The 15,079-nt window shown below is 67.9% G+C and carries 19 protein-coding genes; 8 read left to right on the forward strand and 11 right to left on the reverse strand.

The window, feature by feature from the left end; translation table 11 throughout:
* Positions 1 to 194 precede the first annotated feature (194 nt).
* From ACF08M_RS17540 to ACF08M_RS17565, 6 genes are all read left to right on the forward strand, one after another.
* Complete coding sequence (locus tag ACF08M_RS17540) at positions 195 to 839, forward strand: sugar transferase (RefSeq protein WP_392186155.1); 645 nt, start codon at positions 195 to 197, stop codon at positions 837 to 839.
* Positions 840 to 942: 103 nt separating this feature from the next.
* Positions 943 to 3,225, forward strand: coding sequence for a (Fe-S)-binding protein (locus tag ACF08M_RS17545; protein ID WP_392186128.1), 2,283 nt, complete (start codon positions 943 to 945; stop codon positions 3,223 to 3,225).
* A gap of 219 nt (positions 3,226 to 3,444) precedes the next feature.
* Positions 3,445 to 4,377 (forward strand): Yip1 family protein, encoded by a 933-nt coding sequence (locus ACF08M_RS17550; RefSeq protein ID WP_392186129.1) that lies wholly within the window; start codon positions 3,445 to 3,447, stop codon positions 4,375 to 4,377.
* A 215-nt stretch (positions 4,378 to 4,592) separates the two neighbouring features.
* Positions 4,593 to 5,042 carry a hypothetical protein gene (locus ACF08M_RS17555; RefSeq protein WP_392186130.1) on the forward strand — a complete coding sequence of 150 codons (450 nt, stop codon included), beginning with the start codon at positions 4,593 to 4,595 and terminating at the stop codon, positions 5,040 to 5,042.
* Positions 5,039 to 5,890 (forward strand): hypothetical protein, encoded by an 852-nt coding sequence (locus tag ACF08M_RS17560; protein WP_392186131.1) that lies wholly within the window; start codon positions 5,039 to 5,041, stop codon positions 5,888 to 5,890. The genes ACF08M_RS17555 and ACF08M_RS17560 overlap by 4 nt, the downstream gene beginning before the upstream one ends.
* A 167-nt stretch (positions 5,891 to 6,057) precedes the next feature.
* A complete protein-coding gene (locus ACF08M_RS17565) occupies positions 6,058 to 7,491 on the forward strand; it encodes a recombinase family protein (protein WP_392186132.1) in 1,434 nt (477 codons plus the stop codon).
* Between the two features lie 140 nt (positions 7,492 to 7,631).
* Here ACF08M_RS17565 and repSA read toward each other — a convergent pair whose 3' ends face one another.
* The 11 genes from repSA to ACF08M_RS17620 form a co-directional block, all read right to left on the reverse strand.
* The gene (repSA, locus tag ACF08M_RS17570) at positions 7,632 to 9,032 is read right to left on the reverse strand and encodes a replication initiator protein RepSA (protein WP_392186133.1); all 1,401 of its coding nucleotides are present in this window, start codon (positions 9,030 to 9,032) and stop codon (positions 7,632 to 7,634) included.
* Positions 9,029 to 9,229, reverse strand: coding sequence for a hypothetical protein (locus ACF08M_RS17575; protein ID WP_392186134.1), 201 nt, complete (start codon positions 9,227 to 9,229; stop codon positions 9,029 to 9,031). Before ACF08M_RS17575 ends, repSA begins: the two co-directional genes overlap by 4 nt.
* Before the next feature lie 5 nt (positions 9,230 to 9,234).
* Positions 9,235 to 9,417 carry a hypothetical protein gene (locus ACF08M_RS17580; protein WP_392186135.1) on the reverse strand — a complete coding sequence of 61 codons (183 nt, stop codon included), beginning with the start codon at positions 9,415 to 9,417 and terminating at the stop codon, positions 9,235 to 9,237.
* 93 nt (positions 9,418 to 9,510) lie between these two features.
* Positions 9,511 to 9,747 carry a hypothetical protein gene (locus ACF08M_RS17585; protein ID WP_392186136.1) on the reverse strand — a complete coding sequence of 79 codons (237 nt, stop codon included), beginning with the start codon at positions 9,745 to 9,747 and terminating at the stop codon, positions 9,511 to 9,513.
* A 208-nt stretch (positions 9,748 to 9,955) separates the two neighbouring features.
* The gene (locus ACF08M_RS17590) at positions 9,956 to 10,291 is read right to left on the reverse strand and encodes a SpdD protein (protein WP_392186137.1); all 336 of its coding nucleotides are present in this window, start codon (positions 10,289 to 10,291) and stop codon (positions 9,956 to 9,958) included.
* A gap of 11 nt (positions 10,292 to 10,302) precedes the next feature.
* A complete protein-coding gene (locus tag ACF08M_RS17595; RefSeq protein WP_392186138.1) occupies positions 10,303 to 10,491 on the reverse strand; it encodes a mobile element transfer protein in 189 nt (62 codons plus the stop codon).
* Between the two features lies 1 nt (position 10,492).
* Positions 10,493 to 10,678, reverse strand: coding sequence for a hypothetical protein (locus ACF08M_RS17600; protein ID WP_392186139.1), 186 nt, complete (start codon positions 10,676 to 10,678; stop codon positions 10,493 to 10,495).
* 19 nt (positions 10,679 to 10,697) lie between these two features.
* Complete coding sequence (locus ACF08M_RS17605) at positions 10,698 to 11,393, reverse strand: DUF2637 domain-containing protein (protein ID WP_392186140.1); 696 nt, start codon at positions 11,391 to 11,393, stop codon at positions 10,698 to 10,700.
* Between the two features lie 79 nt (positions 11,394 to 11,472).
* Positions 11,473 to 11,664 carry a hypothetical protein gene (locus tag ACF08M_RS17610; protein ID WP_392186141.1) on the reverse strand — a complete coding sequence of 64 codons (192 nt, stop codon included), beginning with the start codon at positions 11,662 to 11,664 and terminating at the stop codon, positions 11,473 to 11,475.
* Positions 11,665 to 11,749: 85 nt separating this feature from the next.
* On the reverse strand, positions 11,750 to 13,108 hold the full coding sequence (locus tag ACF08M_RS17615; protein WP_392186142.1) for an FtsK/SpoIIIE domain-containing protein: 1,359 nt from the start codon (positions 13,106 to 13,108) through the stop codon (positions 11,750 to 11,752).
* Between the two features lie 2 nt (positions 13,109 to 13,110).
* Positions 13,111 to 13,440 (reverse strand): hypothetical protein, encoded by a 330-nt coding sequence (locus ACF08M_RS17620; protein ID WP_392186143.1) that lies wholly within the window; start codon positions 13,438 to 13,440, stop codon positions 13,111 to 13,113.
* 159 nt (positions 13,441 to 13,599) lie between these two features.
* Here ACF08M_RS17620 and ACF08M_RS17625 point away from each other — a divergent pair, with 159 nt between their 5' ends.
* Both ACF08M_RS17625 and ACF08M_RS17630 read left to right on the forward strand, forming a co-directional pair.
* Entirely contained in the window at positions 13,600 to 14,373 is a 774-nt protein-coding gene (locus ACF08M_RS17625; RefSeq protein WP_392186144.1) for a GntR family transcriptional regulator, read from the forward strand.
* Positions 14,370 to 14,927 carry a GNAT family N-acetyltransferase gene (locus ACF08M_RS17630; RefSeq protein ID WP_392186145.1) on the forward strand — a complete coding sequence of 186 codons (558 nt, stop codon included), beginning with the start codon at positions 14,370 to 14,372 and terminating at the stop codon, positions 14,925 to 14,927. Before ACF08M_RS17625 ends, ACF08M_RS17630 begins: the two co-directional genes overlap by 4 nt.
* Positions 14,928 to 15,079 lie beyond the last annotated feature (152 nt).

Below are 15,079 nucleotides of genomic sequence, written 5' to 3' on the forward strand. Positions count from 1 at the left end.
GGGGAGGACCGGGCCAGGGATGGCGGGCGTCTCGGCGGCAGTGGCGGCCGACGCCGCAAGGGGCACGGCAAGGGGCGCGGCCATGGGCATCGCAACGACGGCGGGCGCCGCAGTGGCCGCCGGCCTGGCAACGGGCACGGCAACAGGCATGGCAGTGGGCGCGGCGACGGGAGGGGCCGTCGGCCAAGCGCGTACTGGATCTGGCTCTCGGCTCGGTCCTGCTGGCCGTGGCCACCCCCCTGCTCGCCGCGGGAGCCCTCGCCCTCGCGGCACGACGGCCCCCGGGCGGCGTACTGACCCGGTCACCCCGGATCGGCCTGGGCGGCCACCCCTTCGTGCTGCGCTCGCTGCGCACCCGGCGACTCCGGCTGGATCTGCTCTCCCGGCTGCCGCATGTCGTACGGGGAGACCTCTCCCTCGTCGGGCCGGAACCCCTGACACCGGACGACTACCGGGCCCGGACCGCCGGGGCCGGCCACATCGCCGAAGCCACCGGGACCGCCCGGACCTCCCGGACCGCCGGGGCAGGCGACGACGGGGCCGGTACCGATACCCCCGCGTCCGGCACCGCCCCCGCCGCGAGACACTGGCGGCAGGAACTGAAACCGGGCCTCACCGGCCTGGCACAGGTTCACTCCCGCTCGGGAATGCCGTGGGACGAACCCGCCCTGCTCGACCAGCACTACGCCGAGCACCACTGGGTGGGACTCGACCTGGCCATCCTGATGCGAGCCGTACACACTCCGCTGCGCCGGGCGGTCCGCGGACTCGCCCGGCGCGGCAAGGCGCACCTGAGCGACACAGATCACCGCCGGTGCGGCTACAGAGCGGCGGAATAAGTGGATAGTGTCAGCACAGACTGATTAAGTTACTGCTTAGTAAGCGCCAGTATTCGCTTGTAGACGCTGGAATCCCACCCTCGCAGGCCCGAGGAGCCCCCAAATGCAACTCGCCGCGATCATCGTGTCGCTGGTGCTGACTGTGGTCGGCGTTGCGCTCATCGCCCGAGCCGTCGCGCAGATCTACCGGTTCGTCACGCTCGGACAGCCGGTCCCGGCGGGCAGTCGCACCGACAACCCGAAGCAGCGCACGATCACCCTGGTCAAGGAGTTCCTCGGCCACACCCGGATGAACCGGTGGGGGATCGTCGGCTTCGCGCACTGGTTCGTCGCCATCGGCTTCCTGACACTGCCGCCGACGCTGCTCCAGGCGTACGGACAGCTCTTCAAGGCCGACTGGGTCCTGCCGATCGTCGGCAACTGGCCGCCGTTCGAGATGTTCACCGAGTTCATCGGTCTGATGACGACGGTCGGCATCGTCGTGCTGATCGCCATCCGGCTGCTGAACCTGCCCTCGCGGGCCGGCCGCAAGTCCCGTTTCGCGGGCTCCAAGGCATGGCAGGCGTACTTCGTCGAGTACGTCATCCTCATCATCGGCCTGGCGATCCTGACCCTGCGCGGCCTGGAGGGCGCGATCCACCACGTGGAGGGCTACGAGGCCTCGTACTTCATCTCGTACCCCCTGGTCCTCGCCTTCAAGGGGCTCGCTCTCGGCACTCTGCAGAACCTCATCTACTTCGTCGCGATGATCAAGATCGGCACCTCGCTGATCTGGATGATCACGGTCTCGCTCAACACCAACATGGGTGTCGCCTGGCACCGCTTCCTCGGCTTCCCGAACATCTGGTTCAAGCGGAACGCGGACGGGGCGTCGGCGCTCGGTGCCCTCCAGCCCATGACCTCCGGCGGCAAGGAGATCGACTTCGAGGATCCGGGCGAGGACGACGTCTTCGGTGTCTCCCAGGTCGAGCAGTTCTCCTGGAAGGGCATCCTCGACTTCTCCACGTGCACGGAGTGCGGTCGCTGCCAGTCGCAGTGCCCGGCCTGGAACACGGGCAAGCCGCTCTCCCCGAAGCTCCTGATCATGTCCCTGCGCGACCACGCGCACGCCAAGGCCCCCTATCTGCTGGCCGGCGGCGGCAAGGACATGGAGGGCAACGAGAAGGCGTCCGAGGAGCAGCTGAAGGACGTCCCGGCCGCGGCTCTCGCGGAGGCCGAGCGCCCGCTGATCGGCACGGCCGAGGAGAACGGTGTCATCGACCCGGACGTGCTGTGGTCCTGCACCACCTGTGGTGCGTGCGTCGAGCAGTGCCCGGTCGACATCGAGCACATCGACCACATCGTCGACATGCGCCGCTACCAGGTGATGATCGAGTCCGCGTTCCCGTCCGAGGCGGGCACGATGCTCAAGAACCTGGAGAAGAAGGGCAACCCCTGGGGGCTCGCCAAGAAGCAGCGCGTCGAGTGGACCAAGGAGGTCGACTTCGAGGTCCCGATCGTCGGCAAGGACGTCGAGGACCTGTCCGAGGTCGACTACCTGTACTGGGTCGGCTGCGCGGGCGCTCTCGAAGACCGCGCCAAGAAGACCACCAAGGCCTTCGCGGAGCTCCTCCACATCGCGGGCGTCAAGTTCGCGATCATGGGCGGCGACGAGAAGTGCACCGGCGACTCGGCCCGCCGCCTGGGCAACGAGCCGCTGTTCCAGCAGCTCGGCCAGGAGAACGTCGCGATGCTGAACATGGCGTTCGGCGAGTCCCTCGACGAGGACGGGGGCGTGGACGAGGCGACGAAGAAGCCGAAGTCCTCGAAGAAGATCGTCGCGACCTGCCCGCACTGCTTCAACACGATCGCCAACGAGTACCCGCAGCTCGGCGGCGAGTACGAGGTCATCCACCACACCCAGCTGCTCCAGCACCTCATCGACGAGGGCAAGCTGATCCCGGTGACACCGGTCGAGGGCCTGATCACGTACCACGACCCGTGCTACCTGGGCCGTCACAACAAGATCTACACCCCGCCGCGCGAGATCATCGCGAAGGTCCCGGGCCTCAGGAACGAGGAGATGCACCGCCACAAGGAGCGCGGCTTCTGCTGCGGTGCCGGTGGTGCCCGGATGTGGATGGAGGAGCGGATCGGCAAGCGCATCAACAACGAGCGCGTCGACGAGGCTCTGTCGCTGAACCCCGACATCGTCTCCACCGCCTGCCCGTTCTGCCTGGTCATGCTGACCGACTCGGTCAACGGCAAGAAGAACGACGGCAAGGCGAAGGAGTCGGTCCAGGTGGTCGACGTGTCGCAGCTGCTGCTGGACTCCGTGAAGGCCCCGGCCGACCCGGCCGGTGAGACGGAGTCGGCGGACGCACCGGAGCCGGAGCCGGTGAAGTAGCTCGGGCTGTCGTGCGACAGAAGCGGCCGGACCTGCCTCGGGGGCAGGACCGGCCGCTTCTGCTTTCCCGTTTCCCGCGCAAGTCCCGTGTCCGCCCCTGGGGCCGGCCCTCCGGGGCCCCGGGATTCCCCCTAGGGGATGTCACAGCTCGGCCGCAATGGCGGGCAGGTTGCCCAGGCCCTCTGACCGCACCCGCGCGGACCAGGTACGTTCGATGACGTGGCTGGATTCAGGATCGGACGCGGCCGGGACAACCGCACCCCGCAGCAGGCGCAGCAGCAACCGCGGCAGCAGCCGTACGGCACACAGGCACCACCGCCGTACGGGCAGCAGCCATGGCCACCGGCGGGAGGCAACGGCGCCCCGCCCCCGTACAACAACGGCGGCTACGGCCACGGCAACAACGCCGGCGGCCAGGGCGGTGGCAACCACGGCGAACCGGAGTACTTCGGCGACCCGTACCAACAGCCCCACCACCCCCACGGATCCCCCCAGCAGGGCGACCCGTACGCCAACTCCCCAGGGCACACCCAGGCGTTCAGCATCGGTGAGGACCCGTACGGCGACAGCAACACCTACCGGGCCGGCCAGGCCCCCGCCCAGCCCGCCGGTCCGCGGCTGCCGTGGAAGGACCTGCTCGCCGGCATCGTGCTGCGTCCGGGGCCGACGTTCTGGCAGATGCGCGACTACCCGGTCTGGGGTCCGGCGCTCGTCGTCACGTTCCTGTACGGTCTGCTGGCCCTCTTCGGCTTCGACCAGGCCCGGGACGACGCGATCAACGCGACGATCTCCACGGCGGTCCCCTACGTCATCATCACGGGCATCGGCTTCGTCATCGGCGGCCTGGTCCTGGGCGCGGTCACGCACACCCTCGCCCGCCAGCTCGGGGGCGACGGCTCCTGGCAGCCGACCGTGGGCCTCTCCATGCTGATCATGTCGATCACGGACGCTCCCCGCCTGATATTCGCGCTCTTCCTCGGCGGCGAGAACTCCCTGGTCCAGATCCTCGGCTGGATCACCTGGCTGGCCTCGGCCGCGCTCTTCACCTCGATGGTGAGCAAATCGCACGACCTGCCGTGGCCGAAGGCGCTGGGCGCATCCGCGATCCAGCTGATCGCACTGCTGTCGATCATCAAGCTGGGCACGATCTGACGGATCCGGTCACCGGGGAAGCATCCGGTCACCGGGGAAGCGGGGGGGGGGGGGGGGGGCCCCCCCCCCGGGGGGCCCCCCCCCCCCCCGCCGCTCCCTGCCTGCTCGCGTACGACCGCACCCAGCGCCCGAGAAACGTTTCCCCACGGCTCCAACTGGCTTACACAGCACGCCGATTGGTGCTCTAGAATGACGCCTCCACCCGAAGCGCCGAGGTGAGCGGAGTAGCTGTGGACGCCGAGTTGCTGGCCCTCGCATCGACTGCGGGAACGACGGTGGTGACCGCACTCACCACCGATCTGTGGGAGCGCGCCCGAGCCTCCGTCGCCGCTCTGTGGGAGCGCGCGTACCCCGACCGGGCCGCCACCGTGGAAGCGGAGCTGACGGACACCCGGACGCTGCTGCTTGCCACCGGCGAGACCGGGCCGGACGCGACGGACATCGAGGAAGTCTCCGCCGAGGAGTGGCGCCTGCGCTTCCGCCGCCTGCTCACCGCGCGCCCCGACCTGGCACAGGAACTGCGCCGCGTGCTGGTGGAGGAACTCACACCGGCGCTTCCGGACCAGCAGGAGCCCCAGGGCGGAACCACCGTGTTCCACGCCTCAGCCACTGGCCACGCGCGCGTCTACCAGTCCGCCAGGGACATGAACATCAACGAACGATGACCGGACAGCCACAGCCACCGCCGAACCGGCCGGGCGACCAGGCGGACCGTCCCGCCGAGCGGTCCACATCCTTCTCCGCGGCCCCCGCGGACCGGGCACGGACCTACCAGACCGGCCGGGACCAGAACATCCACGAGCACCACCACTACGCCCCGGCCGCGGCTCCGGCACCGTCGCGCGGCGCCGTGAAGGCGGGTGTGACCTGGTCGCTGGCCACGATCGTGGTCCTGGGGATCGGCGCCGTTGTGGGCGTGGACCTGTGGCAGCGGCACACGGACTCGGACACCGCCTCCCTCGGTGAGGCGGCGCTCCCGTCGGTCACGGCTTCGGCCCCCTCGAAGCAGCCCCGGAGCCCCTCGCCGACTCCGACGCCTTCGACGTCCAGGACGAAGACGGCTCCGCCCGCCCCGGTCCCGAATCCCTCGCGGCCCGGCCCGCCGCCCAATCCGGCGGGGAAAAACTGCGGGCGCTGGAACACGACGACGGTCCCGCGCGTCGAGGTCCGCGCCTGCGGCCGGGTCGAGGACGACCGCCTGTACATGATCGCCGAATGGCGCACCACGTCGGGCCCCGAACTGGTGGACGTCTATCTCTGGCTGAAGGACAACACGGGCAGGTCGGTGGTCTACCCGGAACAGGGTTCGCCGACCGGCATCGGTTTCCATGCCATGGCGGCCTGGCCGACGCCGCGTGACAAACCGCAGTGGCAGGAATGGGAGATCCGCCGGGACCTGATCCACGGCGCCTCGTACGAGGTGTGCGTCTCCGTGACCGAGAAGAACGGCCCGGCCCCGAAGATCTACAACCCGGCGGTATCGGGCTTCCAGCACCGTGTCATCTACCCCTGACCGCACCGCACGGACCGCACCCTGTCATCCGCCGGCTCCGCCCGGCACTACGCGTCGAGAACCTGCCCGCTGCGCCGGACGACGGGCTTCTGCACGCTCCAGGCTGACTTGACTCCATGACCGTAGTAGCCTGACCCCGCTTTGAGACGCAGGGGAGGCCGTTCATCATGGCGCGCAAAGTGGGGATCTACACCCGAATCTCTCGGGACGACGAGGGCGACGCCCTGGGCGTGGCACGCCAGCGGCAGGACTGCGAGCGTCTGGCCGACCTCAGGTCGTGGCAGGCCGTGAAGGTCTACGAAGACAACGACGTATCGGCGTTCAAGCGGAACGTCGTTCGTGACGAGTTCGAGCTGATGCTGAAGGATCTCCGTGCGGGCCTCATTGATGGCATCGTCGCCTACGACCTCGACAGACTGGCGCGGCAACCACGTGACTTGGAACGACTGATCGAGATCTTTGATGACAGGCCCCGACTCACGTTCGCCACAGTCACCAACGACATCAACATCGCAACACCGGACGGTCGGACCATGGCACGCATCATGGTCGCCTTCGCCAACAAGTCGTCACACGACGCGTCACGCCGGATCAGGCGCAAGCACCTGGAGCTAGCGCAGCAAGGCAAGGACAGTGGCGGACCAGCGCCCTATGGATGGCGCAAGGACGCCCGCGACAAGGTGGACCCGAAGGCCGCCCAAGCCATCCGCGAGGCTCAGCGGGAACTTATAACCGGTGTACGCATCGGAACCATCCGGCAACGCTGGTGGGAACAAGGCTTGGGAAATCCACGCGCCGGAACTAAGCGCATGGCCCATCACCACGTGGAACACATCCTCACCAATCCCCGACTCGTCGGCTATCGGACCTACCACGGCGAGATCCTTTACGGGGAGGACGGCAAGCCAGTAACGGGCGAATGGGAGACTATCAACACGCTCGAAGAGTGGGAAGCCGTATGCGCCGTCGTGGCAGAACGCAAGCTGAACTACCCCAACAAGAACCGGGCCCGAAAGTACCTGCTTTCCGGAATCGCCAGATGCTCCTTGTGCAAGACGAAGATCCGAGGCCAGACCAACCACAAGTGGAAACCCGAATCGAAGGCGTCGAGGTACAAATACCAGTGCTCAGTAGTCAACGGCGGTTGCGGCAAAGTTGGGCGCGTCGGTGAGCCAGTAGACCGACTAATCGTCCAACTAGCCTTGGAGGAACAACGCGAACGGGCAACCACAGCGGCCTCACCCGGAGATCAACGATGGCCGCAGGAAAAGGACTTGGAGCTTGTCTCGCAAGAGATCACCCAACTCATCGAAGCCGAGAAAGCAAAGCAGATCTCTGTTTCCACACTTCTTCAGATGTTGCCTGCCAAGGAACGAGATCGAGACGAACTGAAGCTCGCCCGTGCCCGTTTCTATAAGGAGCAGAAACAAGCTGAGGCCCAGGCCGGATCCGGAGACCTGACCGTTGACGAGTTCTTCGAGCTACCAATTGAACGCCAACAAGAAATTGTCCTACACAGCCTGTCAGCCGTGATAATTCATCCAGCGGGTAGAGGGAAACGCGTTTTTGATCCCAGCCTCATCGAACCGGTCTGGCGGTAAGAGGAACGGACCGCCCCTGAAGCAGAAGCGCACGCCGCACCCACTCCTCATCGCGTGCAGGCGCACGGCGAAGATGCATGCGCATCCATTCATCTGTGGACATCACGTCTGACTTCGCCTGCCGTTGCCCAGACCGCGAACTAGCAGTCGCACTCATCGAGCACACCTCCCAATAGCGCTTCGCGTGCGGTTTCGCGGTTGTGTTGGATGTCGCGGTGGATGTTGGCGGCGAGCCAGGATTCGCCGGGGGTGTGGCCGTGTCCGGCGTAGGTCCAGTGGGCGAGGGTGAGGGTGGTTGCCTCGGGGTGGTCGTCGGGGTCGGGCAGGCCGAGGGCGGCGCGTTGCTGGGCGGCGCGGTAGTCGGCGCGGACCTGTCGGAGGGCGCCGAGGGTGGTGGAGTAGGCGCGGGATTTGGTGGAGAAGTGGCCGCGGAAGCCGAGCATGTGGGCCCAGTCGCGAAGTTTGCGGTCGGGGTAGGCGTGGTGGAGGTCGAGGCACGCTTCGATCAGCCGCCGGGGGTGGTCGGGGACGTCGAGGAGGATGAGTGCTTCCTTGTTGCCGATGCGGTGGTCGACGGTGCCGGTGGTCTCGGCGGCTTTGGTGGCGTATTTGGCGACGTAGGAGGCGACGGCTTGTTCGGTGAGGTCTTCGCCGTTGCCGAAGGCGCCGATGGGCTGGACGTCGAGCTGTGCGCCCCAGCGCAGGGCCCAGTCACTGTCGAACCCGGCTTGCGGATTGGCCGGCACGGTGACTTCGACCCGGGCGGCAGCTGCATGGATGGCGTCGGTGAGCAGGCTGAGGGTGGCCCAGGCCGGGGGTGGTGATTCGGGTCCGTCGGGTCCGTCGAAGCGGATCACGGCGTGGAAGTGGACCGCCCCGCGCTTTTGGTACTCGGCGACCTTCCCGAAGGAGAGGCGGGACTGTTCGCGGGCGGCTTTCTGGGTGAGTCCGGCTCGGCGGGCGATCTCGCGGCGGAGGTAGATCGTGAAGTAGCGCCACAGGTCGGAGGCGTGGTTGTTCCAGAGCACGGCGCTCGCGTAGTCGTAGGTGGTCGGGTCGAGGGCGGTGCCGAGTTCGGGGGCGTTGTCGGGGTGGTGGGTGCCGCAGCGGCAGGGCCGGTTGCCGGGGCGGTTGTGGACGGGGCCGAAGGATGGGGCGGTGAGGGTGGCGAAGACGCGGGGGTGATCGCGCACAGTGTGGGGGGTGCCTTTGGCGGGGTCGCCAGTGAGTCCGGCGCGGATGAGGTGGTAGGTGTCTCCGGCGTAGGTCCAGGCGCAGGCGGGGCAGCGGGAGGCGCGGCGGTTGCCGCAGGCGACGCGGAGGCGTCCGCCGGGTTCAGTGTCGGTGGTGTAGTGGTGCAGGAGGGTGCCGGTGGCGCGGTCGATGGTCTTGGTGGCTCCGGTGAGGTGGATGGGCTCGGCGCATCCACCAGTGCGGCGGATCTGTTCTTCCCAGCGGTCGAAGCCGGTGGACCCGGCCACCCTCAGCACGTCGGCGAGGGTGGTCGGGTCCAGGCCCGCCGCGGTGGCGGTGGTGTTCATCGCGGTGTGTCCCCGTTGTGGTGGGCGCGGCCGTGGTTCGAGGTCCAGCCGTCAACCAGGGCCTTGACCTGGGCATCGCCGGTGGCCGTGGCCGAGGCGCCGCAGTGGCAGACGGCGGAGCCCGTGGCGGGCGTGTTCGGGGACGGCTTGCTGACGTGGAGGCCGGGGCGGTCCGGGGTGGGTGTCAGGTCGGTCATGCCGGTCACCGCCCCACGTGGGTGTAGGCGCGGGCGGGGGTGGTGTGGCCGGTGCCGCGGCAGGCGGGGCAGTCGGCGGTGATGGTGTGCCGGTGGCCGTTCGGGGTGGTCTGGCCGGTGGTGACGGCGACAGTGGGGAAACCGTCGCAGTGGGCGCAGATCGGCCGGGGCAGGGTGTTCTGGGGCATGATGGGATCTCCCTTTCGGGTCCGTTGGATCTGGATGGGGGTTGGGCTTCCGGGGCGGCGGTTCTTTGGCGAGAGAGCCGCCCCGGGGGCCGGTTAGCGTCGGCGGTTGCGGCGCGGGGTCTTGATCGGGGGCAGGGCGTCGTAGGCTTCCTGACCGGCCTGGAACGAGGCGGCGTCCCTCTCGCTGGTGGCGGTGGCGTCGTACTCGCGGCCGATGCGGCGCATGGTCTTGCGGTCGCCGTGGCGGCGGGCGATGGCGAACTCCCGGCCCAGCTCGGTCATAGCGGGGTTGCTCGGGGTGTCGTTGCTCTTGCGGCTGAAGAGGCCCATGTCTGGGGTTCCTTTCCTGGTTGAGTTCGCTACAGCGATCAGCGCACGATCAGGTGGGCGGGGTGGCCGTTGTCGCGGTGGTCAACGCAGGCCGGGCAGTCCTGACGAGGTGCCAAGTGCCGGTGCTGGGCGCGGCTGTCGTAGGCGTGCAGCCAGCACTGAGAGCACTCCCCTCGGGGCGGGTTCAGGGCTTCGCGGCTGGGCAAGGTCAACGGCCTTTCTGGTTGTTGACGAGGGAGCGGAGGACCACCGCGCACAGGGCGACCGAGGCGGCGGTGATGGCCGTGGCCAGGAGCATCGAGACCAGGACCGCACCGACGACCAGGACCACGGCGGTTCCGGCACCCGCCATGAGGACCAGCGAGCCCGGAGTGAAACGGGCGGCCGGGGCAGATGAAGCCGCGGGAAGGTGTACCGGGGCCGAGGCGGCAGAAGCGTGCTGGCAGGTGCAGGCCGGAGTGTGCGTGATACCGGTGAGGGGCTGGACCAGGGACGTTTCGGGGGTGGGTGTGGTGTCCGGGGGCGGGATCTTCGGCGTGAACACGGTTCCTCCTGTCAGGGGTTGCAGCGGTGGGTGTGGGCGGCGAGTTCGGCGGCGGAGCGGTTGCGGTAGTCGGCGGAGAAGTTGCAGCCGGGGGCGGTGCAGGCGGCGGTGTGCTTGGTGCGGCCCCGGCCGTCGAAGTGGGTGCCGACCTGTACGGGGCCGATGCGGATCACGTTGGTGAAGCGGTTCGGGCGCGGCATATCAGCTCTGCTTTCGGTGATTGGGACCGAGCCATTCGGCACGGATTCGGTCTGCTTCGGCGGGGTCGGTAGTACGGCTGATCGCTTCCTCGACGAGGAGCCGGGCCAGGGTCGGGCGGCCGGTCTCGGCCATCTCCCGGGCGGCGTCGAGGTAGTCCGCGGGGCGGTTGAAGGTGAGCGGAGCCATAACGAGTTGTCCTTTCTGATCAGGCAAGTTGGGTAGCGATGGCGTCAGCGAGCGGACCGGGGACGCCGAGGCGGGCGCGCAGGGTGCCGGGGTCGATCCGGTTGCCGGTCGTGGCGTGGTGGGTGTCCGCGATCTTCCGGGCGTGGTCGAGCAGGGCCGGAGGCACAGCCATTGCCGAAGCCGGAGCCGGGGCTACCGCCGGGACCGGGGCAGGCTCGGGAACGGGCGTGAGTTCCGGGGTGGATTCGGGTTCGCGTTCCACCGTGACGTCCGGCGCTGGCTCCGGTTCCGGTTCCAGAGCGGCCAGCGGCGGCTGCTCGGGGGCCGGTTCGGGTTCGGCCGGTGCTTCGGCGGGGGCGGGTGTGTGGGCGAGGAGGGTGCCGCCGAGGAAGGCGAGGGCGGGCCAGCCAGCGACGAGGATGCGGAGCCAGGCCGGAACGTGGTCCAGGTCGAGGAGTCCGGCGGTGGCGATGTTCGCGCCCAGGGACGCGGCCAGTGCGATCACGAACCAGACCCAGGCGGGCCGGTTACCGGCGTGGGTGCGCATACGGCGCCAGGCGGCGACGAGCAGCAGATCCACGCTGATCGGGTAGGCCCATGCCTTCCAGCCGTCTTGTCCGGCCGCCAGGGCCAGATCGTGCAGGTGGGAGAAGGACAAGGCACCGGCGATGACAGCCTGGACGAGCACAGCGTCGAGGCGGATGGTGCGGAACACGGGGTCACCTCCTTTCGGGGAGGTTGAGCCGGGGCCGGGCGGGATGCTTCGGTCGACCGCCCAGCGCCGGGGCGAGAGGTCAGGACTCGGAGTCGGTACCAGTGCCGAGGCAGTTCAGGCAGAGGCCGTCTTGCTGGCCGACCGGGCGGCGCTTGCGGCCGACGCGCACAGTGACGGCGACGTTTCCGGTCCCGCCGCAGGGCTGGCACTCGGCCGGTTGTGCCGGTACGGGAGCCTTCGGGGGCTTGGTGGTGGTCCTCTTGGTGGCCATGGCGGTGCTTCCTCTCGGGTTCCGGGCATGGGCGGGGTAGGGACCTGGCGTGAGACGGTCACGCCGACCGGGGGAGCGTGGGGTGTTACTCGGTGACCGGCCTTGGTTTGACCAGCGGCGAAGGACTGGCCGGGGCCGTGGTGACGGGAACGGCCGGGCGGAACGGGGCCAGGGCCGGAACAGCGGGGGTGAGGTGCGCGTGCTCGTGGCAGATGGCCACCGCGTCGGCCGCGGTCAGTTCGGGGGTGCGGATGCGGGACCAGCCGCCGGAGGCGTCACCGGCCACGGCCACACCGGGGCGGTCCGGCGGGATCGTCGTGACGGCGAAGACCGCTTCAGGGGCGATGTCGCCCAAGCCCATGTCGGCGGTCTGCTTGTCGTTGACCCGGTGGACGACACGGCCGGTGAGCTGGGCACGGAGCATGGTGGCGCCCTTGCCGAGCTCGGAGCCGAACCGCTGCCCGCAGACCTCCAGATAGATGCCGACCGCACGGGCCATCTGCGCCAGACGGATCATGTGCATCACCATCCGGTCCCGGCGTTCCTCATCCTTCTTCGCGGCGGTGAGGAACAGTTCCGCCACCTCGTCCACCAGGACCACCAGCGGCACCGGCCGCACCTTTGCGGGGAGGTCCCACAGGTCGGAAACACCGTGATCGCTCAGGACGTCGAAGCGATCTTCCATCTCCCCCACGAGCGCTTCCAGCAAGGACGATGCCTCATCCGGGGTGACCGCCAGAGCCGAGAGCCGGGGCGCGTACCCGCGCTGTTCGACACCGCGCTTGCAGTCGATCCCGACCAGCCCCACCGGGAGCTTCGCCAGACCGGCGATCAGGTTGCGCTGGTACATCGACTTGCCCGACTGATTCGCCCCCAGGGTCAGGCCGTGCGGGATCTTGGTGTAGTCGCGGACGAACGCGCTCCCGTCCTCCCGCAACGCCACCGGCACCACCAACGGCCCGGAGGCCAGCTTGCGGGGCAGTCGGCGCGGCATCTTCACACGCCGCAGCACGTCGTAGCCGGTCATGCGCAGTTCGACGAAACCCGGCTTGGTCTCTACGACGTGGACGGAGTGGACGCCCCAGGCGTGCCGGAGCCGCTCCGAAGCGGCGGCCACGTCCGCGGGTTCCAGACCAGCGGGGAGCCGGAGCGTGGCCCTCATCCCGGTCGACGAACCCCGGACCTTGCGGACCTTCGGCGGGACCGGCTGGACATCCTGGCGACGGGCCACGTTGCGAACCATGAACGCCCGCAGACGGGACGGCTGGACCGTCAGCCCACACACATCCATCGTCGAGTGGTACGTGGCCGCGAACCGGACCCGGGCAACCGGCAGCCCAGCCAGCGACCAGAACACGCGAGGCGCGCGAACCTTCGCATAACCGAGCCCACCCGCAGCCGATAAGGCCCCCGCCACCTCAATCACCGTGGTGACATCCGACATGGTCAGGCACCCACCACGATGGAGACCGCGCGGAAGCTGATCCCGTGCCGAGTCTGGCCGTTGAACGTGTTCTCCCAGTCCCGGGCCTTCAGCCCGACCACCGTCACCAGCGTGCCCGGGGTCAGGTTCTCCGGGACACCCGTGCTCGGCACCGTCACCTGGTAGAGGTTCCCCTCACCCTCGTCCGAGATCAGCAGACCCACCGTCGCGAGCTGGGCACCGGTCTCCCGGTCCACCGCAATCTCACCGGTCTGCTTGCTCACAAGCTTCGGAGTCGGAGGCGTCGCGACGAACACGACGGCGGTCGAAACATCGATCTTGAACGACGGCATAGCTGTCTCCTTGAGTGCGTGGTCCAACACCTCTTGGACCCCTTGCTCAACTTGTTGGTACAAGCTGACACCCATGAGATTGCAGCATCGACTGTGAGGCGTCAAGCACTTCGAACGAACATGTACCAACAAGTTGACCGAGTGCGTCATGATGGGGGCATGAGTAAGCAGCCGAAGTACCGACAGGTGGCCGACGCACTGCGTCGCGAGATCGACAGCGGCGCCTACGGACCCGGCGCAAAGCTCCCCTCGGAGAGTGAGCTGTCAGCACGTTTCGACGCGTCGAGAAATACCGTGCGCTCAGGCTTGAGCATGCTGGTCAGTGAAGGTTTGATCACGTCGAGCCAAGGGCTCGGATACGAGGTGCGGAAGCACGAAGTCTTCGAGCTGAACGCATCACGGTTCGAGAACCTGAGCTTTCCGCAGGTGGGAGACGCCTACTCCACGGACGTCACGAATGCCGGCCGCCGACCCCACCAAACGTTCAGGGTTGAGCTAACCACCGCCCACGACTACGTAGCCGAGCGGTTGAAGGTTGCAGCGGGCTCGCGCGCCGTACTCCGGTTCTGTCATCGGTTCGTTGACGATGTCCCATGGTCCACGCAGGCCACGCACTATCCCGATTGGCTGGTGGAGATGGCGCCCCGGCTGACCGAACCCGGCGACATCGCCGAGGGAACGACGCGGTACCTGGCGAGCCTCAACATCGAGCAGATCGGGTACGCCGACGAGATTGCAACGCGGATGCCGACTCCCGAGGAGGCCCGTCTCCTGGAGATCGGCGCAGGGGTTCCCGTTTTGCTATGGACGCGAACCGGTTACTCCGCGGAGCGCGCCGTGCGTTGCACAATCACGACGTTTCGGGGAGATCTAAACCGGATGAGTTATGACATTGGCGACCTTTCCTCCCGAAGTGAGAATGCCCCCCAGTGAGGATCACGACCGCCGTCCCAGACGACCTAGACCAACTCCTGGCGTTCCGAGTAGAAGCCGCATCCTGGATCAGCCAGTTGGGCAGCGACCAGTGGAGCCGCCCGTACCCCGCAGACCGCCTGCTGGCAACCATCGTCGCTGGAACCGTCTTCATGCTCCGCGACGGAAATCGGACCGCTGGGACCATCACCCTTACTCCCAAGGCGGAAGAGGGGTTGTGGTCGGCTGAGGAGTTGATGGAGACGTCCATCTTTGTCAACAAGCTGACAGTGTCCCGCGACTACGCCGGAGAGGATCTTGGGGGAAAACTCCTCGACTGGGCAGGGGACCGCGCTTATCGATCATCAGCAAAATGGCTCCGCCTTGACGCGTGGACCAGCAACACTGCACTCCAGCGCTACTACCTCCAGCATGACTTTGAGTACGTTCGGACCGTCCGGGAAGGCGGCGCCATCAACGGCGGACCACGCGTCTCAGGCTGGCTTGCTCAACGTCCTGCCCGTCCAGCCGAGCACGGCTTCGAGGACCAGACGCCAGGTCCCCAGTCTCTTTGAAGGCCGAGCTGTTACAGGTTTCTCTACCTCATCAAGCCCCACCCTTCGGGCGGGGAGGGGGGGAAGAGCAGGGGGTTCCTCCTTGCTGTGCGGCAGACCGCTGCATCCGGAACCATCGGGCTTGAGGGCACCCACGGCGAAAGACACGAGCC

It is taken from the genome of Streptomyces sp. NPDC015032, assembly GCF_043080425.1.
Classification (GTDB): domain Bacteria; phylum Actinomycetota; class Actinomycetes; order Streptomycetales; family Streptomycetaceae; genus Streptomyces.

Coding starts and splice junctions, on each gene's coding strand:
- ACF08M_RS17575 (WP_392186134.1), bottom strand. CDS start 9,229: ATGACCGACCTGACACCCACCCCGGACCGCCCCGGCCTCCACGTCAGC.
- ACF08M_RS17595 (WP_392186138.1), bottom strand. CDS start 10,491: ATGCCGCGCCCGAACCGCTTCACCAACGTGATCCGCATCGGCCCCGTA.
- ACF08M_RS17560 (WP_392186131.1), top strand. CDS start 5,039: ATGACCGGACAGCCACAGCCACCGCCGAACCGGCCGGGCGACCAGGCG.
- ACF08M_RS17625 (WP_392186144.1), top strand. CDS start 13,600: ATGAGTAAGCAGCCGAAGTACCGACAGGTGGCCGACGCACTGCGTCGC.
- ACF08M_RS17565 (WP_392186132.1), top strand. CDS start 6,058: ATGGCGCGCAAAGTGGGGATCTACACCCGAATCTCTCGGGACGACGAG.
- ACF08M_RS17615 (WP_392186142.1), bottom strand. CDS start 13,108: ATGTCGGATGTCACCACGGTGATTGAGGTGGCGGGGGCCTTATCGGCT.
- ACF08M_RS17580 (WP_392186135.1), bottom strand. CDS start 9,417: ATGCCCCAGAACACCCTGCCCCGGCCGATCTGCGCCCACTGCGACGGT.
- ACF08M_RS17610 (WP_392186141.1), bottom strand. CDS start 11,664: ATGGCCACCAAGAGGACCACCACCAAGCCCCCGAAGGCTCCCGTACCG.
- ACF08M_RS17600 (WP_392186139.1), bottom strand. CDS start 10,678: ATGGCTCCGCTCACCTTCAACCGCCCCGCGGACTACCTCGACGCCGCC.
- repSA (WP_392186133.1), bottom strand. CDS start 9,032: ATGAACACCACCGCCACCGCGGCGGGCCTGGACCCGACCACCCTCGCC.
- ACF08M_RS17585 (WP_392186136.1), bottom strand. CDS start 9,747: ATGGGCCTCTTCAGCCGCAAGAGCAACGACACCCCGAGCAACCCCGCT.
- ACF08M_RS17545 (WP_392186128.1), top strand. CDS start 943: ATGCAACTCGCCGCGATCATCGTGTCGCTGGTGCTGACTGTGGTCGGC.
- ACF08M_RS17620 (WP_392186143.1), bottom strand. CDS start 13,440: ATGCCGTCGTTCAAGATCGATGTTTCGACCGCCGTCGTGTTCGTCGCG.